Genomic DNA, 2977 nt, shown 5'->3' on the forward strand with positions numbered 1-2977 from the left:
AAGGAAGAAGGAAGAAGGAAGAAGAAAGAAGAAAAGGAAAAACCTAATATGGCGGTAGATATTTCCTCAACTTTTACACGCTCCGATACCAACGGACATAATATTAATTGAGACATAGGTAATTAAGACCGCCCTCAAAAAACGCTGTTTCTTCAAAATCGCTCAAAGTTTTGATAGCAAACTGTTTTACCTGCTCATCTAAATCATTTTCAGCTCGATCGCGCAATATCTGGAGAATCAAATTATTTTCTCGATATTGTTCGATAATTGCCTCTAAGGCAGTTTGGCGCGGGTTATCTTCCCAGTATTCCTGACGGATAAAAGGGTCATAGCAGGCGCGATCGCAGAAAAAATCCAATATTCCTGGTTGATCATACCAACCCAAAGCTAGCTGCTGTATTGCTGAACGTCGCACATAAGCATTCCGATCAAACTCAGCTAATTTTTTCAGAATAACTACCGTCTCAGGATCATTTTTTCCTACCAGAGCTAATAATTCTAGAGCAGTTTGTCGCACATAAAAACTATCATCATTGATAGCGAGTTGTTTGAGAATTTCTATTGTCTGAGGGTCATTTTGCCAACAAATACCCAACTCTACGACTGCTGTTTGGCGCACGCACACATCTTCATCAGAAATAGCTAACTGTTTAAACAATGCCAATGTATTAGGATCATCTTTCCATCCGATAGCTAACTGCTGCATTGCTGCTTGTCTTACTTCTAGTTCATCTGCAGACTCAATCCTTTGTTTGATAATCGTAAAAGTATCAGGGTCATCTTTCCACCCCAAAGCTAATTGTTGCATTGCCAATTGTTGTAAATCTGGACACTGAGCAGTTCCAGCTAGCTTTTTAAGTACAGATACAGTGTCAGGGTCATCTTTCCAGTCTGTAGCCAACTGTACCACTGCTGATTGTTGTAGCTCAGAACAATTGCCAGACATCACAAGTTCTTTAATAATATCTAAAGTATCAGGGTCATCTTTCCAATCTGTAGCTAACTGTTCCATTGTAGCTCGTTGTACATAGGAGCATGGATCGTCAACAGCTTGTTGTTTCAGCAAAGCTAGAATATTAGGGTTATCTTTACCATCATTAGCTAACTTGCTAATTGCTGCTACTCGTACATCTGAACATTGGTCTACAGCAGCCATTTGCTGGAGAAGAGCTAGAATATCAGGGTCATTTTTGTAAGTGTTGGCCAACAGTTCCATTGCTGCCATACGTACCTCTGAGAAACTATCAGACACAGCAACTTGTTTAATAGTAGCGATCGCCTCCGGTTCATTTTTCCAGCCAGTGACTAACATCTCCATTGCTGCAATTTTTACATCATGCTGTTCGTCAGATAAAGCAGCTTTTTTGAGGATGGCAAACGTATCAGGATCGTCATGCCAACCAGTTGCTAGTTGTTCAACTGCTATTTTCCTGGCGTGCCAAGATTCCTCTGAGACAACTACTTTTTTGAGGATAGCGATAGTATCGGGGTCATCTTTCCAAGCTATAGATAATTCCCGTATTGCTGCCACTCGCACATCGGAGTTAGACATAGCCAATTTTTTGAGCAGAGGTAAAACAGTAGGCTCATCTTTCCAGGCAACAGTTAATTGTGCTACTGCTATCTCTCCCACTACCCAACATTCAGGAGATTCAGCCTGTTGTTTGAGAAAAGTTAACACATCGGGGTCATGTTGCCAAAATGCTCCCAATTGTACCACAGCCAACTCTCGCATCTGCCAAGATTCGTCATATTGAACTACTTGTTTGAGAATAGCTACAGTATCTGAGTCATGTTGGCAGTTTTCTATCAAATAACCCAGTGCTCCTTTTCGCACTTCCAAAACTGCATCTGATACAGCCAACCGCTTCATAATAGCCACTGTATCAGAATCTTCTCTCCAATCTTGTGCTAAGTGTTCCACTGCTGCCAGTCGGACTTGAGAAGATCGATCAAACACTGCCAGTTGTTTGATAGTTGATAAGGTTTCCGAGTCATATTGCCAATTTTCAGCTAGCTGACTCATAGCTGCTCGTCTTACTTCTTCTGAAACTTGAGGAGAAACAGCCAACTGTTTAATAGTAGTTACAGTATCGGGATCGTCTTTGGCTAGTCTGGCTAACTTGGATACTGCCTCTGAAGCCACATGGAAACTTGGATCGGACATTGCCATTTGTTTCAGCCAAGCGATATTATCAGTATCATATCTTGCATCTTGGTTCAATTTTTCTACTATTGCGAGGCGCACTCCCCAATGTCGATCTGATTCCGCTCGTTGTTTGAGCCAGACAAGAGTAAAGGGGTCTTGTTGCCAACCCTCAGCTAATAGTTCCACTGCTGTCTCTCGCAAAGTTTCATCAATATCAGATATGGCTCGTTGCTTGAGAAAAGGTAATGTGTCTAGTTCATTTTGCCAGTTTCGCGCTAATTGCTTGAGGGCTACATAGCGCACATTTGAAGACCGATATCGATCTGCTAAAATTAGTTGTTTGAGGAAAGCGATCGTATCTGGGTCGTTATGCCAACCTGTGATTAATTGTCTGAGTATGGCTTCTTGCAACCACCAATAGTCATTGTTGGATACTACTAATTGTTTGAGGAAAGGTAGGAGCTTGGGGTCATTTGGCCAACCTTGGACAAGATGTTCTGTTGCTACTCTCCGTACATCTGGACATTGACCAGATATAGCTAGTTGTTTGAGAATAGGTATAGTATCCGGGTGATTTTTCCATTGGATGGCTAACTTTTCCACTGCTGCTCGTTGCAAGTCTGGGTCCTCATCAAACACTGCTTGGTGTTTGAGGGATAATAAAGCATTTGGATCGTTTGTGAGCATTATCATAGTAGGCTTTAGGAGATAATAATTTTTCTACTTTTTAAACGTAAATGGTATAAGCTAATACTACAGTTGTACAGATTAATTTATTATAGATTAAATTACCTATAGATTGAGTAGTTATACTGATGAATTTAATAA

1 protein-coding gene is annotated in these 2977 nt (G+C 40.9%); it reads right to left on the reverse strand.

Annotation, left to right across the window (positions count from 1 at the left end; all coding sequences use genetic code 11):
* Positions 1 to 103: 103 nt before the first annotated feature.
* Positions 104 to 2842, reverse strand: coding sequence for a HEAT repeat domain-containing protein (locus AFK68_RS03840; protein ID WP_094671666.1), 2739 nt, complete (start codon positions 2840 to 2842; stop codon positions 104 to 106).
* Positions 2843 to 2977 lie beyond the last annotated feature (135 nt).

This window comes from Hydrocoleum sp. CS-953 (genome assembly GCF_002260545.1).
In the GTDB taxonomy this organism is placed as follows: domain Bacteria; phylum Cyanobacteriota; class Cyanobacteriia; order Cyanobacteriales; family Microcoleaceae; genus Trichodesmium.

Excerpts from the sequence above, each read along its gene's own strand:
- AFK68_RS03840 (WP_094671666.1), bottom strand. The coding sequence starts at position 2,842 with ATGATAATGCTCACAAACGATCCAAATGCTTTATTATCCCTCAAACAC.